Below are 17,596 nucleotides of genomic sequence, written 5' to 3' on the forward strand. Positions count from 1 at the left end.
TGATAATTCAACACATAGATCTTGACGTCCCTCAGATGTGCTGATATTTCAACACATCTATGTGGGACAACGAAGCCTCCAAAAATGTCAGTCGGCGCGAGCGCCAGGTGCTGGAAATCGTCATGCGGCGCGGCAAAGCCACGGCGCGGGAAATCGAAGAAGATATGCCGGACGCGCCGACGTATTCGGCCGTGCGGTCGATCCTGCGGCTCCTCATCGAGAAAGAGTTGCTCGTGAAGTCGCTCAATGGCCGCACGGACGAGTATTCGCTGCCGATGCCAGCGGAGAAGGCCCGTGTGAAGGCGCTGCATCAGATGGTGCGGGATTTCTTCTCCAACTCCGTCGGCGCAGCGGCCATGGCGCTGCTCGGAGATCGCAAATCAATGCTCTCCAAAGAAGATGCCGACCAGCTCATGAAACTCATCCAGGAGGCTCGCGAAAAATGAACTCGATCCCGGTTTTTTTCGAATCCTGGCTGCTCGGTGGCATGACCTATCCCGCGCTGACTTTTGTGATCACGGCCGCGATGAAGAGCACGGCCATCGTGCTCTTCGCCTGGTCCATCACGTCCTTTTTGAGGCGGAAGCCTGCGCTAATGCGGCTTTCGCTGTGGCGGGCCTGCACCGTGACGTTGCTCAGTGTGTTGCTGTGGGCTGTGGCACCTCGTTTTTTGGAGAATTGGCGGGTGAGCTGGGTGCTGGATCCCTCGCTGCGGATGATGCAGACGGTTCAGCAGGCGCAGCAGCTTGATCTCATCACGAAGGATCAGCCCACAGGACCGCCCGTTGTCGCCACGGTGGCTCCCTTGATCGCCTATGCGGACAGCACGGAGGCAATGGTGCCGTTGGAGACGATGCGTGTGCCGTGGATGGAGCATATCGAGAGGCTTCTTTTTCATGGGTGGTGGAGCATTGCGTTGCTGTTGGTGGTGTGGCGGATGATTCGTGCGGTGTGCGGGCATTTTTGGCTTCGCAAGCAAAGCGCGGGAGTGTTGAGCGGCACGGGGCATCGACTGGTGCGTGGCCTTTCCTCGCCAGTGGTCACGGGATGGCGCAAGGCGTGCATCTGGCTCCCGGAGGAGGCCGCGCAGTGGCCGGAGGCAAAGCTGCGTGCCGTATGCCTGCACGAGATGGCGCATCATGCGCGGCACGATGGCGCGTGGCAGTGGCTGGGCTGGCTGACGGCATCGGTGTGGTGGTGGAATCCGTTCGCCTGGCTGTCGCTGCGTCGTTTGATGGCCGAGGCGGAGCAGAGCGCGGATGAGAGCGCGCTTTCGCAGGACATCGCGGCCACCGACTATGCGCAGGTGCTCGTGGAGATCGCCGCCGGAGGAGATTTGGCCACACCGGCAGCCGGTGTGGCGATGCTGGGCCGCAGCGGCATCGAAACGCGAGTGAGGGCACTTTTGAGCGGCGCAGGCCAGAACGGCATTTTTGGTCGTAAAGCCAAGCTATCGCTCGTTTTGACGGCCTTTGCCGCCGTGATGGCTGCGGGGGTGGAGGTGAGGCACGCTGCCCAGTTACAAAAACTGTCTGAACCACTCTCCGAGGCCGAAAAGGCGCTCGTCAAGGATGCTTTGGCAGTGCTAGAACCGCAGGTTGAAAAGCTTCAGCGCGTGCATCTGAAGATGACAGAGACTTGGAGCATGGACGACGTGACCAGCCCGCGCCCGAGCCAAATCGAAGCGTGGGTAAATGAGCCTGCACGACAAGCCCGCATCGAATACCGGCCAAGGGTGACGCGGTGGACCAACGGGGCGGCACCGTGGGCCATCCGTGATGCTACCGAGGTCACGAACGGAACTCATAGCTGGAGCTACGAACGCGGAGATCATGACGCGCGAATCAGCCCGGCCTCAAAGGATAGCCTGTTCCCTGTGTGTCTCTACCGGCCACTGGCGCGGGAGCTTATCGGAGGGTTGAAAGCGGTTCTAAAGGGAGCCTACAGCTTCCCTGCGCAACATGTTCTGCGGCGGGAGAATGATCGCATCGTGATCGAGCTGCAGTGGGCTGGAGCTAGCAGGTTGGATCGGTGGGAGGTCGATCTGAAACATCGTGGCTTGGCGCTCTATCGATCTGCCTATCCCAAGAGCCCGGAGCCATTTTCGGTGCAATGGTCAGTGGAGAAGTGGGCGCAGTTTCCTGACGGCGCGAGTTATCCAGCGCGAATGGACTGGAAGTATCATCATAGTGACGGGCCGGGCTCCCATACTTTTGAGGTCCAGTCTTTGGAGGTGATTGACGGCGTTTCGTCAGCGATGCTGGCTCCGCCGGAGAAGAAGGCGTCTCCGTTTGTCGCGGCAGACGGGATAGCTCAGCAGGGGCAATGGCTAGAGACGCGATTCGTTCACTCAGAGACCGGAATGCCCGTGCCGGAGGTGAAGGTTCACTTCGAGATCAATCGCGGGGATCGCACGGAGCTCATCAGCGATGCGCAGGGCGTGCTGCGCATCCCGCTGCCAAAAGAGGAGATCAAATTTCTGCGCTACTGGGGCATGAAGGCTGGATTCGTGATGCAGGAGGTGAGGTGGCGGCGTCAGGGTGATCCGCTGAAGCTGCCAGAGGTGTATGAAACGAAGTTGTTTCCAGCCGGGAAGCCCATTGGTGGCACCATCGTCGATGCAGCAGGCCAACCCGTGGAAGGAGCGCCAGTCAGCGCACTCCACACAGGTCGAGTATTTGACTACGATGATGGCGTCTTCCGCGATGTGCATACCAGCGGGAGCTGGAAAACCCGGACGGATGCGAATGGCAAATGGTCCATGCGCGGCTTTGCGGAAGACTTGAGCGGACTGATCATCTGGGTCGAGCACCCGCGCTATAAACGGATCGCGACAGAATATGAAACAGCCTCTGGGCAGCGGCTGGAGTCACTAAGGGATGGCACGAGTCGTTTAGTTTTGAAGTCAGCGGGCCTCGAAGTGAGTGGTGTGATCTCGGATACGAATGGCAAACCGGTCCCGAACTGCGCGGTCACGCTCACGGAGGACCACTGGGGCCGGTTTGATGAGTCGAACGCAAAATCGGACGCTGAAGGCCGCTTTGCCGTGCCGGTGCATGAAAAAGGCAAAGAGTGGTTCACCTTCGAGGCGGCCGGTTTTGCTCCGCAAATGGTGGAACTCGATGTGAATGACGATTCGGCCAAAAGGCTCGTCGTGGTGAAACTGCGGCCCGGCGCGGTTTTCAAAGTCCAAGTAATGGATGAGGCTGGCAAGCCGCTTGCCAGCGTGCGGATGGTCGCGGACCGCTGGCAGGAGAAGCGGACGCTGTGGTTTGAGGGCGTGACGGATGCCGAGGGCCGCCTCGAATGGCGTGGTGCGCCGAACGATGCGGTTAAGTGGACCCTGCTGGGTAAAGATCGCATCGTTCGTGATCTGCCGATCTCGGCCGACGGCACAGAGCAGGTGGTGGTGCTGCGCCCGGCGCTGCGCTTCACCGGCACGGTGGTGGATGCGCAGACGGGATTGCCGCTGAAGACCTTCCAAGTGACGCCGGGGGACTCACGCCGCTCTGCGGCGGACATATTCTGGCAGGAGGAGGACAAGCAGACCTTCCGCTACGGCGAATTCACCTTCGAGAGCGAGTGGATGCGCTTTGATCACAAGCTGCGCATCAGCGCCGAGGGCTACCAGCCGTTTGAGACCGCGCTTTTCACGCCGAAGCAGCAGACGGAGACGCTGATTATTCGACTCAAGCCCCAGCGCTGAGGCATCCGTAAATTCTGGGGTTAGAAAAGCCCTCTGCCTTGCCCATTGCATCCCACGCAGGTTTCCGATAAACAAAGCGCATGGTCCGCCCGCGCAAAAAATACACCGTTCACGATCTCCGTAAGCTCAAAGGCAAACGCTGCCTCACGCACATCCATGTGAAGTCACCACAGGAGGCCATGGCGGCCGAGGCGGCGGGGATTGACCTCATGAGCTGCAGCTTTGACTCGCCGGAGGCGCAGGCACGCCTGCCGCTGCTCGTCGTCGCTGCGCCCACGGCCTTCCTTTCCGGCAGCACGCCGCATGGCATGGCGACGCAGGAGGAGGCCATCCGCACCGGCTTCCGCGCTCTCGAAATGGGTGCCAGCAGCGTCTATTGCTCCGGCAGTCCGTTTTTGATCGAGGCGATGGCGCGCGAGGGCATTCCGGTCGTCGGTCACATCGGCATGGTGCCGCGTCATGTCACCTGGACCGGCTACCGGAGCCTCGGCAAGACGGTCGATGAAGCAAAAGCCATCTACCAAAAGATGAAGGATCTCGAAAACGCCGGTGCCTATGCCGCGGAGATCGAAATCGTGCCGCACAACCTCGCCTCGTGGCTTTCCAAGCAAACGAGCATGCTGCTCATGTCCCTCGGCTCCGGTACCGGCTGCGACACGCAGTTCCTTTTCTCCTGCGACATTCTCGGCGACTACGACGAGCGCATTCCGCGCCACGCGAAGTCCTACCGCAACTTCGCCGAGGAAAACCGCCGCCTGCAAAACGAGCGCATCGCCGCCTTCAGCGAATACATCGCCGACGTGAACGAAGGCCGCTTCCCCGAGCGCTGCCATCTCACCGAGATGGATGCCGCGCTGCTCGACGAGGTGGCTCGCTCCATTCCATGAGATGATTCGTGGCGATTTGAGCGAAATCACGACTCCTCTGCCGGAATCAGCCAAGAAGCGTCTCTTGAGCGGGCCACCGTGCGTCCATGAAGCGCATCCCCATCATCGACTCCCACACTGGCGGCGAGCCCACTCGCGTCGTGCTCAGTGGTGTGACCGCCGATGAACTCGAAACCTACCGACGCGCCATCATCTGCGAGCCGCGCGGGCATGAGGTCATCGTTGGCGCCCTGCTCGTGGAGCCGAAGGACGCTTCGTGTGCCACAGGCGTCATCTTCTTCAACAACGTCGGTCTGCTGGGCATGTGCGGACATGGGATGATCGGCCTCATCGCCACGTTGAAGCATCTCGGACGCATCACCGCAGGCAAGCATCGCGTGGAGACGCCTGTGGGCATCGTCACCGCCGCGCTGCACGACGACGGTCGCGTGAGCATCCGCAATGTGCCGTCCTATCGAAAAGCGAAGGGCGTGAAAGCGGGAGGAGTCACCGGAGATGTCGCCTGGGGTGGCAATTGGTTTTTTCTCGTCTCGGATCACGGACTTGATCTCACGCTGAAAAACGTCCCGCAGCTCACGCGGTCCAGTTTGGCCATGCGCGAGGCCGTGCGAGCGGCTGGATATCCAGAAGTCGATCACGTCGAGCTTTTTGGTCCGCCTAACGATGCCGCGAATCACAGCAGGAACTTCGTTTTGTGCCCTGGAGGTGAATATGATCGCTCACCCTGCGGCACGGGCACGAGCGCGAAACTCGCGTGTCTCGCCGCTGACGGAAAATTGGCCGCTGGCGAGCTGTGGCGACAGGAAAGCATTCTCGGCAGCGTGTTTGAAGGTTGCTACGAGGTCGCCGACGATGGCATCATCCCGACGATCACCGGACAAGCCTTCATCACGGCGGAATCGACGCTTGTGCTTGATCCGGCAGATCCGTTCCAATTTGGCATTGCATGAAAACGCTTCTTTTCCTCGCCTTGGGCCTCTCAGTCTTCGCAGTGGATTTTAATGCTGCGCTCAGCCTGCCGAAGCGGACCGAGAACAAAGTCTTCCGCGACCGCGTGAAGGCAAACTGGCTGCCGGATGGAAAAACGTTCTGGTATCGCGTTCAAACAGGGCCGGGAAAGTCCGAGTTCGTTCTGATCGATGCAACCACAGGAACGCGAAGAACGGCGGAAAGCCTCCAGAAGCTCGGCTTGCCGAAGGCGGAGGCGTGGAAGTCATCTGCGGCCAAAATCGAGTTGAAGTTCACGAAACGCACCGGTGAGGAATCGGGGCTTACGTTCATCAATCAACTCGGTGAGGATGTGGATTTGTTTTGGATCAATCAGGAAGGCGAGCACGTCCGCTATGGCGGTATTCGGGCGGGGGCGGAGCGGGAGCAGCATACCTTTGAGGGGCATGTCTGGCTCATCACCACCCGCACGGGCGAGCACTTGGCGGTCGTGGAAGGCGCGGCTCAAGCGCAGACGCTGATCATCGACGGCAAAGGGCTCACCAAAGCGAAAGATGAGCCGAAAAAGCCCGGGCAGGCAGGCAAAGCGCCGGACGGATCATGCGGCGTCACCAGTGAGGCAGATGCGGTGCCGAAGCGGCAAGTCACCATCGTTGAATCATTGCCGAAAGACGACCTCCAGCCGAAGACGAAGGTGTTCGACTACATCAAGCCCGGCGATCCGCTGCCAAAGCCGCAGTTGGTGATCACACAGACCGCTGGGCGGAAGATCCATGTGCCGCGAGACCTTTATGAAAATCCGTTTTGTCCGGAGGGGCGCATCGACATCACCTGGTCGCCAGACAGCCGCGAATTCTACTTCGACTACAACCAGCGCGGGCATCAGCTTTACCGAATTTTAGCTGTGAATGCGAAGACCGGCTCGGTGCGTGTCGTCGTCGAGGAAATCTCGAAAACCTTCATCCACTACTCCGGCAAAAGCTGGCGTCACTGGCTGCACAGCAGCGGCGAACTCATCTGGATGAGCGAACGCGACGGCTGGTGCCATCTCTGGCTTTACGACGTGAAAACCGGCAGACCCAAGCATCAGATCACGAAGGGCGGGTGGCCGGTGCGCGAGGTGTTGCGCGTTGATGACGCAAAACGCGAGATCTGGCTCCTCGCAAGCGGCCTGAAGGCCGGAGAAGATCCGTATCACCTGCATCTCTGTCGGGTGAACTTTGACGGCAGCGGCTTCAAGCAGCTCACCGCAGGCGATGGCAATCACCACATCGAATTCTCACCGAAGCACGACTTCTTCATCGACACTTGGTCACGAGTCGATCATCCGCCCGTCCACGAACTTCGTCGCAGCGGCGATGGCGGCCTCGTGTGCGAATTGGAGAAAGCCGATGCCTCCACGCTGCTTGCCGCAGGGTGGACAATGCCCGAACGCTTTGTCGCGAAGGGACGCGATGGAAGAACGGACATCCACGGTGTCATCATCAAGCCGTCGAACTTTGATCCTTTGAAGAAATACCCTGTGGTGGAAAACATCTATGCAGGACCACACTCCGCTTTTACACCAAAGGAGTTCGGCAGGCTGCTCGGACATCACACCATAGCGGAACTCGGCTTCATCGTCGTGCAGATGGACGGCATGGGCACGAATCACCGTGGCAAGGCCTTCCACGACTTGTGCTGGAAGAACATCAAAGACGCCGGTTTCCCGGATCGGAAGCTCTGGATCAAGGAAGCGGCCGAAACACGCCCGTGGATGGATTTGAGCCGCGTTGGCATCTACGGCGGCAGCGCAGGTGGCCAGAGCGCCATGCGTGCGCTGATCGATCATCACGACTTCTACAAGGTTGCCGTCGCCGACTGTGGCTGTCATGACAACCGCATGGACAAAATCTGGTGGAACGAGCAGTGGATGGGCTGGCCGGTGGATGACAGTTACATCCAAAGCAGCAACAAGGAGGACGCCCACAAACTCCAAGGACATCTCCTCCTCATCGTCGGCGAGCTCGACACGAATGTCGATCCCGCCAGCACGACGCAAGTCGTCGCCGCGCTGCAAAAAGCCGGGAAGACTTTCGACTTCATGCCCATCGTCGGCACCGGCCACGGTGCGGCAGAGACACCGTATGGCTCAAAGCTGCGGATGGAGTTTCTGGCGCGGCATTTGAAGCCTTAGCTCGGCATCTCATGTGGCAGCGTGATCGTCACGGCCAGCCCGTCGCCTTTGCGGCTTTCCGCTTTCACCGTTCCATCACAAGCCTCGATGCAGCGTTTGGTGATGGCGAGGCCGAGGCCGCTGCCGCCGGTGGTGCGGCCGCGGGCGGCTTCGGGGCGGTAGAAGGGCTCAAACAGGCGGTTGAGGGCTTCTTCAGGCACGCCGGGACCGCGGTCGGCGATTTGGATGAGGACGCGGCCGTTTTCGGCTTTGGCGGTGATTTCGATGTCTTTGGCGTAGCGGATGGCGTTGCGGATGATGTTGCCAATGCCGCGGTCGAGGGCGTTTCGGAGGCTGTGGAGCTGGATGTCGCCGATTTCGAGTTTGAGGCCGTTTTCGGGCGCTTCGCGGGCGAGGATGTTTTGGAGCAATTCGCGCAAATTGATGTCCTCGGGCGTTTCGCGGTCGGGGATGGTTTCGGCCTTGGAGAAGGCGAGGACTTCTTCGACGAGCTTGGCCATGTGCTGGAGCTCGCGGTCGAGTTTTTGCAGGTAGGTGGCCTGATCCGGCGTGCTGCGTTGCTCGACAACGCCGAGAGCCATCTGCATTCTCGCGATGGGGCTGCACAGTTCGTGCGCGACATCGGCGGTGATGCGTTTTTGCTCGCGCATGTAGTCGCCGAGTTGCGCGGCCATGGCGTTCACGGAGGTGGAGAGTTCGCCGAGTTCGTCGCTACGTTCCTTTTCGATGCGTTCGTTGAATTTGCCGTGCGCGATGCGGCCGGCGGCGGTGTTGAGTGTGCCGATGAAGCCGGTGATGCCGCGCACGAAGGGCATCCAAAGTAACGCGGAGACAACGAGCGCGGCTCCTGCGAGTCCGAGCCAGGGCCAGAGGTCGAAAAAGAGGCCGCCGCCGCTGATCGTGTCGGAAACCATGACGAGCGAAAGCGAGCTGCCATCCTGCGTGACCAGATCGAGATGCACGCCGGCCCAGTAACGCGCGGGATCGCCGGCACGCATCATGAAGCGCGGCTTTGGCGGTGCATCGGCGGGACGTTTGGAAACGGGGCGCTGCGGACGGCGGGGCTGTTGCTCGCCCGGCGGACGGCGGTCGATGAGGCGCGGCATAACCTCGCTGGGAGGCGTGATGCTTTTGCCAAAGACCTGCTCACCGCGACTGTTGAAGAGGCCGAAGGTGACGCCATGCTTTTGATCGTAGTCGCTCAATCGGGCGGGCCATTCGGACTCCGGCAAACGCGAGAACTCGAAGGTGATGGTTTCGCCGATGGCGGCGATGCGGTCACCGGGCTCGCCGGAGAGCATCCAGTCGAGACCGAGGCGGAATTGCGCTTTGAGGAAAAAGAAGAACAGCAGCGCCAGCACGGCGAGGTTCAGGGCGAACCACGAGAGGATCTTGCCGTAGAGCGGGAGGCGAATGCGGCTCATCGTCCGGGAGTCACGAGTTGGTAACCGTAGCCGCGCACAGTTTTAATGAAGCGCGGTTCCTTCGGGTCATCGCCGAGTTTTTTGCGCAGGGTGGAGATGTGCATGTCGATGGCGCGGTCGAAGACATCCCATTCGCGGTCGGCGACTTCTTCAATGAGCTGCTCGCGGGTTTTGACGCGGCCGTGGGCCTTCGCGAGTGACAAAAGCAGGCCGAACTCGGCGGGTGTGAGCTGCACGGGCTGGTCGCCGAGGACGACGTCGTGGGTTTCGGGATTGATGCGCAGCTCGCCGATGACGAGTTCTTTGATCGGAGCCTGCGGGGCGCTTTCGGCGATCCAGCCGGTGCGCCGCAACACGGCGCGGAGGCGGGCGAGGAGTTCGCGGGAGGAAAAGGTCTTCGGCAGGTAGTCGTCGGCACCGAGTTCGAGGCCGACGATGCGGTCCACCTCCTCGCCGCGGCCGGTGAGCATCATGACGGGCACTTTGGACTTCGCGCGAATGCGGCGGAGGACCTCAAAACCATCGCAGCCGGGCATCATCACGTCGAGGATGACGGCGGCCCATGACTCGGACGTGGCGCGGTCGGCTCCGCGCTCGCCATCGTGCTCCATTTCGACCTCGAAGCCCATGGGCTTAAGGTAATCCGCCACGAGCTGGCAGAGCTCGGTGTCGTCGTCGATGATGAGGAGGCGCATGGGGCCAAAGGTGGTTCAGTTAGCCTGTCCTGCATTCCCATTTACACAATTCCGACAATAATGCCTCAGTTGAGAGGTATTGAGATTCCCCCGACTCCTTTCCACCATGCCGAAGCCCTTTTTCTCCGTCCTCGCGCTCGCGTTTCTGCTTTCTCCTCTCCACGCCGCTGACACCTTCCTCGTCGAAAACGGCCAGCCACTCGCGGAGATCGTCATTGGCGAAAAGCCGGCGCGGATGACCAAACTGGCCGCCAAGGAGCTGCAAAGCACCGTCGCGAAAATGTCGGGTGCGACGTTGCCCGTCGTCACGGAGCGCACAGCGGGCAAAACAGCCATCTTTGTCGGTATCAGCCGATTCACCGAGGAGTTGAAGCTTTCCACCCAAAACCTCAAGCATGGGGCATTTCGCATGGCATCGGGCAAGGACTGGCTGGCGCTGCTGGGCGCGGACAAGGACTTTGTGCCGATCGAGCCTTGGGGACGAAAGCGCGACAAGAACGAAGCCGCCCACGTGAACGCCGAATGGGACAAGATCACCGGCGACACGTTTTGGAACACGGCGAGCGAGCTGTATCAGCTCTACCACCCGGAACTCGATGTGTGGATGACGGATGACGCGGGCACCTTCAATGCGGTGAACGATTTTCTGCGCGGTCTTGGCTGTCGGTGGTTCGCGCCGGGAGAGATCGGCGAGGTCGTGCCCAAACTGGCGACCATCGCGCTGCCGCAGGTGGATCGCACGGTGACGCCGGACTTCGGGCTGCGGCGCTTCGTTTACTACACGCAGCACACGGGCATCGGAGATCGTGCGCTTTGGAATCTACGGCTCGGCGTGAACTTCGGCGCGGAGATCGCGGGCTTTCCGCAGCTTTGCCATGGGATGAAGTTCGTCATCAAGCGCGAGGAGATGAAGAAGGCGCATCCCGAGATGTATCTCACCATCGACGGCAAGCGCGACACCACGCACAAAGGCGACGGCGTGCCGAACCTGCTCTCGCCGATGCTCTTTGAGAAACAGGTGAAGCATGTCCGCGCGATGTTCGATCACTTTCACGAGCCGATGCACAACATCGACCTCGTGGACGGTTATGGCGGTCTCGAAGGCGACGAGCCTGCGTGGAAGGCGCAGCTCACGCCGCAGCGCGGATGGAGCGGCACGATGTCGGATCATGTGTTCGGCTACTTGAACCGCGTGGCGCAGGAAGTGCATCGCAGCCATCCAGACCGGCTTGTGAGCGCCCTCGCCTACAGCTCCTACAGGCAAGCGCCGGAGAAGATCGAGAAACTGAGCCCCAACCTGGTTTTGATCGACGTGCATCATCGGCAAGAGTTTTGGGATGAGGCCAAATGGAACGAGCGCAGGCAATGGCGGGCCGATTGGCTCAAAAAGCTGTCGCCGGGCAACTACATCACTTGGGACTTCAGCACGAATGCACGCCCGGAGCAGGCCGGACGCCCGGTTTACTACACGAAGCAGATCAGCCGTGATCTGCGCGAGCTCAAAGGCGTGAGCCTCGGCGAGCAGGTGGAAATCTACGCGCATCCCGCAAGCCAGGAGCAGTCCTTCGGCTACCACGACCTCGCCATCGAGCACTTCAATCTCTACGTCACCGCGCGGCTCTACTGGGATGCGAATCAGGACGTGAATGCGATGCTCGCCGACTATTGCACGAGCTACTACGGCCCCGCCGCGGAGGCGATGAAGGCCTTCATCAACCACGCAGAGGCCAACTGGATGCACATGAGCACCGACGCGGTCAAAATCGGCGAGTCGCTCGATCTTCTCGCCAAAGCGAAGGCCGCTGCCGAGCCCGCCAGCCTTCCAGGTCGTCGCATTCAGCAGATCGCCGACACCATGAAGCCGCTGGAAGCCCTGCGCGTGCAACTCAGCCGCAAGCGTGAGACCGATCTCGACTACCGCGTGCTCGAAACCGTCAACACCGGTGCCAAACCGCTCAGCAGCAAGCCGCTCGATGGCAATGTGGACAAGGCTTACTGGGGCACCGTGCGCATCGCGCCGCTCATCAAGCTGCGTCCGCAGGACCCGCAGCCGAAGGCTGGCAGCAGCTTCCAGATTCAGCGCGAGGGCAGCACTTTGCACATCGGCATCGTTTGCCAGGAGCCGGACATGAAGGGCCTGCAAAGCCGCACGACGAAGAACGACGATCCCAAGCTGCTGGAAGGCGATCACGTCACGCTGCTCATCGAGACGACCTCGCGCAGCTACTACGAGATCTCCATTAATCCCGCCGGAGCCGTCTATGACCTCGATCATGCCGCTGGAGGCAAAGGCGTGAACTGGACCAGCGGGGCGCAAGTCGCTGTGCATCACGGCGCGGACCACTGGAGCATCGAAATGCGCCTCCCCATCGTCGGCGCGGAGGCCTTCACCCTCGATCCCACCAAGGGCATCGACGGCGCACAGCCCAAAGACCTCTTCCCCTGGCACTTCAACCTCGGCCGCACCCGCCTCCGCGATGGCAAAACCGAGCGCACGGCCTTCTCACCCACCGGCAAAGACGACTTTCACGTCACCGAGAAGTTCGCGAAGCTGTGGGGGAAGTGAGCGTTGCTTGAGTGCGACTACGGACGCGTGAATCGAAATAGCGTTATGCCTTCACCAGTTCATTCGCCTTCCGCCATTTTACGCGGGCGAGGTTGAGTTCGCCGGTGTTGGTTTTGGGGCACCAGGAGCCGTCGGTGACCCAGGATTCACCGGGGCTGGCGTTGCAGATGCCGAAGTTTCCGTCATCGATGACAATGAGGCGCACTTGTGGAAAATGGAGTGAAAGGGGCTTTGAGGCCTGCGTTTCTACGGGACGCTGACAATTGAACGGCGTGAAGCCTGAAAGAATGCTTGCCGACGGTTGCAGGATAGTGCCAAAATTGGCAGTATTTTAGTCATGCGTCAGTCACCCACTTCCAAGCAGCAAAAACTACTCGACCGGGTTCGAGAGTGGGAACGGCTGCATGGTTGTGTCCCTACCCAGACAGAACTGGCCGAGGCATGTGGCTATCGGAGCACGAATGCCGTCCGATCTCATCTTCGCTTGCTGGAAAAGAAAGGATTGATCCAGCGGGAGCCGCACAAAGCACGGGCAGTAAGGCTGACAAAGGGAGGCCGACATGCCTCGCGGATCGGAAAACCAGCCCGGGCAGGCATACCACTCATGGGCACGATTGCTGCCGGACCGTTGACAGAGGCTGTTGAGTCAGCAGAAGAGACTTTGGACGTCGCTCCGGACCTGTTTGGAGGCAGCCAGCTCTTCGCATTGAGAGTTCAGGGAGACAGCATGAAGGACGCTGGTGTGTTGTCCGGAGATATTGCCATTATCCGTCGGCAGGAAGCAGTGAACGACCATCAGATTGCCGCAGTGATGGTCGAGGGAGGGGCCACTTTGAAGAGGGTCATCAAGCGCGGTGCTGAGATCGTGCTTCGTGCGGCCAATCGCCATTTCAAAGACATCATCGTTCGCGCAGATGAAGCCACCTCGCTGCGGGTGCTTGGCATTCTAACGGGTGTCATCAGAAGGGAGGTCGTCTGATGCATACTCGCCTGCGACAACGAACGATTTCTCGCTCAAAGAACGACTCTCATGCCAGTTGTGTCGAAAGACTGCATCCGGTCGCCCAGCGATTTGGCATTTCGAAGCTCGTTCCGTTGGATGTTCCGCTGCATGAGGCGTCCCAGCTTGCCTACCTTGATTTGCTGCCAAAGCAGGCTGCTCACAAGGGAGCGGGCATTCATGCCGTCGCCGAGCATCAGGGGTCTGCGCTGCTGTATCTTGTTGATGCGCGAGGCGGCACCCGAGCCATGGGGCCCAAAAGCATTCATGAATTGCAGCGCCTGCTGGCAAACCGGTCTGACTCTGCCTGGCTGGGAATTGTGAAACCTGGCGAGTTGGATCTTTATCCGGTGCGTTTCTCGGAGGAACCGCCCTTGATGCCTTCAGCGAAGCTCAGGGAGCAGGCGGCGGATGCGCCGTTGTTTTTCCAAAACCTCGTTCATGGCACCTTTCGTCATTCAAGCGAATTGCCAGCGGGTGACCATGTGTATCAAAAGATACTCAAGCTGCTCCAGCATACGACAGAAGCGTTCGTGCCGGACGGTGTTCTCGATGGCCTCGAAGTCCTGTCCATGACGGGTCGCGCGCTCTTCTTCCGGTTTCTCCACGACCGGAAGATTATCGAGAAAGGCGAGCTGACAGATATTTGCCCGAGTGCTGCGGAAGCTGGAGCGGGTTTGACGGATTGCTTTTCCACGGCACGTCGCGCAGCCGAGACGAGCGCCTGGCTCGACAAGACCTTCAATGGGGATTTCCTGCCTCTGCCACTCGTGCCAGCCGACATTCCATCGGAAGATCGCGAGCGCAGGCAGAAGGCTTACCACACCTACTACCGCGAAGTGGAGAAGAAGGCGGGGGCCAAATTCTTCCGTCACCTGGATGCGATCATGAAGGGCTGGGACGTGGCTGGCCCGAGAGACTTCCAGCCCGAGCTTGATTGGAATGATCTTCAGTTTGCCCACATCCCGGTGGGCGTATTGAGCGAAGTTTACGAGCACTTCTCTCATCAGGTTGATCCCAAGCTAGCAGACGAGAAATCCGTCCATTACACGCCACGCTTCATCGCCCAGCTTATGGTGCGGGAGACTTTCGATTCCATGCCGCAGCAGCAGCGGGCGACGGCGCGGGTGCTAGATCCTTCGTGCGGAGCCGGCATCTTTTTGGTGCTGGCCTTTCGGAAGCTCTTTGAGGCTGCATGGCAGGCGAAAGGACAGCGTCCTGACAAACACACCATCCAGGAAATTCTCTACCAGCAGATCAGAGGCTTTGATGTCAGCGAGTCGGCGCTGCGGCTGTCCGCGCTGGCGCTCTACATCACCGCCATCGAGCTGAATGCCACGCAGCGTCCGCCCTCCGAGTTGAAAATGCCGCGCAATCTCCGTGGCGCAGTCCTTCATCACTTCGGTCCCGAGACTGCCGCGCAGGTGCATGACAAAGGACAGGCCGCCGACGATCAGGCCCTGCTCGGCAGTCTGGGTGACCTGCCTGATCGCGATGGCTTGGAGTCATTCGCTTCCGCCTTCGATCTTGTGATTGGCAATCCACCCTGGACCCGCCTCCGGGACGAAGCTCCCGCTCAACGTCGAGTTGATGGTGCGGTGGCAGGACGCCCGAAAAACTCCGCCAGCAAACGTGCCAACAAAGCCTTCACCGCCATCGCGAAGCGCGTTCTGAAAGATCGCGGGCTGGACGATCTCGCCAAAGACTACACCAACCCCGACAAAGCCCCGGACATTCCCTTCCTCTGGCGAGCCGCCGAGTGGGCGAAACCCGGTGCCACCATCGCCTTCGCGATGCACGCACGACTGTTCCTGCACACGCAGGGCAAGAAGGATGTCACCTGGCTCGCAGCGCAGAAGGCGTTCACCTTCACGGGGATCATCAATGGTGCCGATCTGCGAAAGACGGCGGTCTGGGAGGAAATGGATGTGCCTTGGTGCCTGATCTTCGCCAGCAATCGTCCATCGAGCCCTGGTTCCGGCTTCTTCTTCTCGACACCTACTTACGAGCGACCTGTGAACGGTGTTGGCCGCTTCCGCATCGACTACGCATCCGTGAATCCGCTTCGTGGCAGTGACCTCGAATCGAGTCCCTGGCTTCTGAAAACTCTCACGCTTGGCACTTGGCTGGATGTGGAGGTGATGAAACGTATCCAATCGGCCTTCTGCAAGTCGTTAGAGCAACGATGGGAGGAGTGGGATGGAGAAGACAGTGAGCGAACTGGCAAAGGGTATGACATTTCGGCGGGACATAGCGACAAGCCCGCGCCCTTTCTCAACGAGCTTTTAGACTTCAAGCGCTCCGACAAGACACGTTTCGAAATCGAGTGGGAGAAACTTAAAAAGTTTGAAACCAATCATCCCAATGCGTGCCCCAATTTTCCTCGATCAGCTTCTCTTTATGCTGCGCCGCTCGTGGTGATTCCCAAAGCTCCCTGTGACAACCCGCATTCGCCGAAGGCATTCGTCGCTGACAAAAAGCTAGCCTTCAGCCAGAGCTACTACGGCTACTCCTGCAAAGGCCATCCTGAGCAGGATGCCCTCGCAGCCATGATTCATGTGCTCGCACACTCGACCCTGGCGCGGTATTTCGTTTTGATGCGCAGCGCCTCGCTGGGCAGCGACTTCATGATGTTCCTGAAAGCGGACTTTGATGCCATCCCGTTTCCTGAGATGAAGAAGCTGGCCGCGCGGGAAAAGAAGACCCTCCTATCACTCTCAGCCCGCCTCATCGCCGGTGAAGGCGTCATGCCCAAACCAAATCCCAAGGCCAAGACCAAATCAAAGGCACAGCCCGCACAACAAATGTCGCTTGGTTTACCCGAACAAGAGCCAGCACCGCAATTGGATCATCGTCGTGCCGAGGCTTTTTGGGCAGAGCTGAACGACTTTGTCTTCCGCCTTTATGGCCTTAAAGCCGAGGACATCCAGGTGATCGAAGACACCTTGTATGCCGCTGCTCCCTATCGTCGTGCCGGGGAAGACGCCTTTGCCGAAACTGAGCCAGCACATCGCAAAACCTTCTGCGAAGAATTGCAGAAGCGGTTGCAGCCGATGTTCGATGTCACCGGCGAAACCATCCAAGTGGCCGAGCCTCCAGGCTTGCGACAGGATAGCTGGGATCATTCCTGGCGCTTTGTCGCTGCATGGGTCGGGCCAGAAGCACCACGGGTGCCTGGCGGACTCATCGCGGCTGCGATGCGGGATGCGAACGACAATGGAGCTTCTCTCGTGACCATCCGCACCCACGGTCGTGGATTGTTGCTCGGCATTCTGGATGCACGCCGCTGGTGGACTCGCTCGCGTGCGTTGCTGTGCGCGCGTCACATCATTCAGGAAAAGCTCTCCTCCTTCGATCCACCCGCTTCGACTCGTCGCTCGTGAAACACCTCGCCATTGAAAGCTCCCGATCCGGGATGTTTGCCAGGGGCTTCGATGAAGGCTTCGAGGTTGGCTTGCCTCCGGACGAGTTTGACCTGCCGCATCCCGAAGTTCATCCACGCGTGATGCTGTTGCTGCACCAGGTGCTCGGTGTGGCCCTCGAAATGCTGCGGGTCAAGCATGGCAGCCTCGCGGCATTCGGTGAGGACCCGCTCACCGTCCAGATACATAACCTCCTTGAAAACGATCTCCGTCAGCGACGTGCCCGTGGTCGGGCGGATGCCATCCCTGGATTCGATGAAGGCATTTTCGAATCCGTCAGCCGACACTCAGGTGCCACCGACTACACCGGGACAAAGCTCAAAGAAGAACCCGATCTGTATTTCAAGCTCAAGCCAGCTCATCATTTCCGCGTGCTGGCGACCGAGTATGCCATCTTCACCGAATGCAAACCCGTGGATGCCAAGCATGGAGCAGGTTCACGCTACTGCGATGATGGACTGAACCGCTTTGTGGACGGCGAATATGGCTGGGCCATGCGAGATGCTCTCATGATCGGCTATGCCCGCCGCCGCAGCATTGACGCGCATCTCTCTCCGGCACTGCGTCAGCCAAAACGCAGAGCAAAGCTTGGAATCGAAAGCCTGCCGAGACCAATCGCCGGCGCCAAGGTGCCACGCGCCGAAGCGCTACATGTCTCCACACATCAGCGCGGCATTGTATGGCGTTGGAACAAAGGCCCCGCGACCCCCATTCGTGTTTATCACTCATGGCATGACTGCTCTTAAAGACAGTCTTTCGAACAGATAGGCCG

At 59.8% G+C, this 17,596-nt stretch carries 12 protein-coding genes; 9 read left to right on the forward strand and 3 right to left on the reverse strand.

Translation table 11 applies throughout. From position 1 onward, the window contains the following. The first annotated feature begins 59 nt into the window (after positions 1–59). The 5 genes from ACILSI_RS16580 (at position 60) to ACILSI_RS16600 (ending at position 7,717) form a co-directional block, all read left to right on the forward strand. Positions 60–446 carry a BlaI/MecI/CopY family transcriptional regulator gene (locus ACILSI_RS16580; protein ID WP_395723014.1) on the forward strand — a complete coding sequence of 129 codons (387 nt, stop codon included), beginning with the start codon at positions 60–62 and terminating at the stop codon, positions 444–446. Continuing rightward, complete coding sequence (locus tag ACILSI_RS16585; RefSeq protein ID WP_395723015.1) at positions 443–3,706, forward strand: carboxypeptidase regulatory-like domain-containing protein; 3,264 nt, start codon at positions 443–445, stop codon at positions 3,704–3,706. The genes ACILSI_RS16580 and ACILSI_RS16585 overlap by 4 nt, the downstream gene beginning before the upstream one ends. An 80-nt stretch (positions 3,707–3,786) precedes the next feature. Then, complete coding sequence (locus ACILSI_RS16590; protein ID WP_395723016.1) at positions 3,787–4,593, forward strand: 3-methyl-2-oxobutanoate hydroxymethyltransferase; 807 nt, start codon at positions 3,787–3,789, stop codon at positions 4,591–4,593. 86 nt (positions 4,594–4,679) lie between these two features. Then, the gene (locus ACILSI_RS16595) at positions 4,680–5,543 is read left to right on the forward strand and encodes a proline racemase family protein (RefSeq protein ID WP_395723017.1); all 864 of its coding nucleotides are present in this window, start codon (positions 4,680–4,682) and stop codon (positions 5,541–5,543) included. Then, the gene (locus ACILSI_RS16600; protein WP_395723018.1) at positions 5,540–7,717 is read left to right on the forward strand and encodes a prolyl oligopeptidase family serine peptidase; all 2,178 of its coding nucleotides are present in this window, start codon (positions 5,540–5,542) and stop codon (positions 7,715–7,717) included. The genes ACILSI_RS16595 and ACILSI_RS16600 overlap by 4 nt, the downstream gene beginning before the upstream one ends. On the opposite strand, the gene ACILSI_RS16605 is transcribed toward ACILSI_RS16600, so the two are convergent. After that, positions 7,714–9,141 (reverse strand): sensor histidine kinase, encoded by a 1,428-nt coding sequence (locus ACILSI_RS16605; RefSeq protein WP_395723019.1) that lies wholly within the window; start codon positions 9,139–9,141, stop codon positions 7,714–7,716. The genes ACILSI_RS16600 and ACILSI_RS16605 overlap by 4 nt on opposite strands. Next, on the reverse strand, positions 9,138–9,836 hold the full coding sequence (locus tag ACILSI_RS16610; protein WP_395723020.1) for a response regulator transcription factor: 699 nt from the start codon (positions 9,834–9,836) through the stop codon (positions 9,138–9,140). Before ACILSI_RS16610 ends, ACILSI_RS16605 begins: the two co-directional genes overlap by 4 nt. A gap of 106 nt (positions 9,837–9,942) precedes the next feature. On the opposite strand from ACILSI_RS16610, the gene ACILSI_RS16615 reads away from it, so the two are divergent. Further along, positions 9,943–12,402: a DUF4838 domain-containing protein gene (locus ACILSI_RS16615; RefSeq protein ID WP_395723021.1), complete on the forward strand. Its 2,460-nt coding sequence runs from the start codon at positions 9,943–9,945 to the stop codon at positions 12,400–12,402. A gap of 43 nt (positions 12,403–12,445) precedes the next feature. Here ACILSI_RS16615 and ACILSI_RS16620 read toward each other — a convergent pair whose 3' ends face one another. Beyond that, complete coding sequence (locus tag ACILSI_RS16620) at positions 12,446–12,607, reverse strand: hypothetical protein (protein WP_395723022.1); 162 nt, start codon at positions 12,605–12,607, stop codon at positions 12,446–12,448. A 132-nt stretch (positions 12,608–12,739) separates the two neighbouring features. Between ACILSI_RS16620 and lexA the strand changes: the two genes are divergently transcribed. From lexA to ACILSI_RS16635, 3 genes are read left to right on the forward strand one after another with little or no spacing between them, the layout of a single operon-like run. Further along, entirely contained in the window at positions 12,740–13,381 is a 642-nt protein-coding gene (gene lexA / locus ACILSI_RS16625) for a transcriptional repressor LexA (protein WP_395723023.1), read from the forward strand. Further along, complete coding sequence (locus ACILSI_RS16630) at positions 13,381–16,785, forward strand: N-6 DNA methylase (protein ID WP_395723024.1); 3,405 nt, start codon at positions 13,381–13,383, stop codon at positions 16,783–16,785. Before lexA ends, ACILSI_RS16630 begins: the two co-directional genes overlap by 1 nt. Continuing rightward, positions 16,782–17,570, forward strand: coding sequence for a hypothetical protein (locus ACILSI_RS16635; RefSeq protein WP_395723025.1), 789 nt, complete (start codon positions 16,782–16,784; stop codon positions 17,568–17,570). Before ACILSI_RS16630 ends, ACILSI_RS16635 begins: the two co-directional genes overlap by 4 nt. Positions 17,571–17,596 lie beyond the last annotated feature (26 nt).

It is taken from the genome of Prosthecobacter sp., from assembly GCF_044232965.1.
GTDB lineage: Bacteria > Verrucomicrobiota > Verrucomicrobiia > Verrucomicrobiales > Verrucomicrobiaceae > Prosthecobacter.